Raw genomic sequence first — 434 nt, 5'->3', positions numbered from 1 at the left:
CTTGTCGCCGGTGTGCGTGAGGTCGTCGATACCGGCGGACGCGGACGTCATGACGGCCTCGGTACGCAGCGGGTTGATCTCCGAGACGGCACCGACGAACGTGGTCTTGCCCACGCCGAAGCCGCCCGCCACCACGATCTTCGCGCTGGTGGTTGAGCGGGCTGCACCGCCGCTAGAGCTTGCGAAGTCCACTGAGCACCCTTTCGAGCAGTGTCACGTCTGGCTGGCCGCCGGCGGACTCGTCGCCGCCGGGCTGGTGGATGGCGACAAGTCCGGCCTCCGCCAGGTCGGCTACGAGGATCCGGGCGACGCCGAGGGGGATGGAGAGGAGTGCCGAGATCTCAGCCACCGACTTGATCTCGAAGCACAGCCGGCAGATCCGCTGGTGTTCGGGCAACTGCCCTTGCAGCCTGGATGGATCCGCCGTGGTCGAC

1 protein-coding gene and 1 pseudogene are annotated in these 434 nt (G+C 67.7%); both read right to left on the bottom strand.

Translation table 11 applies throughout. From position 1 onward, the window contains the following. Positions 1–192, bottom strand: a pseudogene (locus IH00_RS38475) (ATP/GTP-binding protein); the annotation flags it as partial. Then, on the bottom strand, positions 173–434 hold a 262-nt coding region (locus IH00_RS0136270), incomplete at its 5' end, for a DUF742 domain-containing protein (RefSeq protein WP_031080761.1). The gene IH00_RS0136270 and the pseudogene IH00_RS38475, both read right to left, overlap by 20 nt.

The sequence above is a fragment of the Streptomyces sp. NRRL S-118 genome (assembly GCF_000716335.1).
Lineage (GTDB): Bacteria > Actinomycetota > Actinomycetes > Streptomycetales > Streptomycetaceae > Streptomyces.
This window is presented reverse-complemented; position numbering and strand designations above follow the sequence as displayed.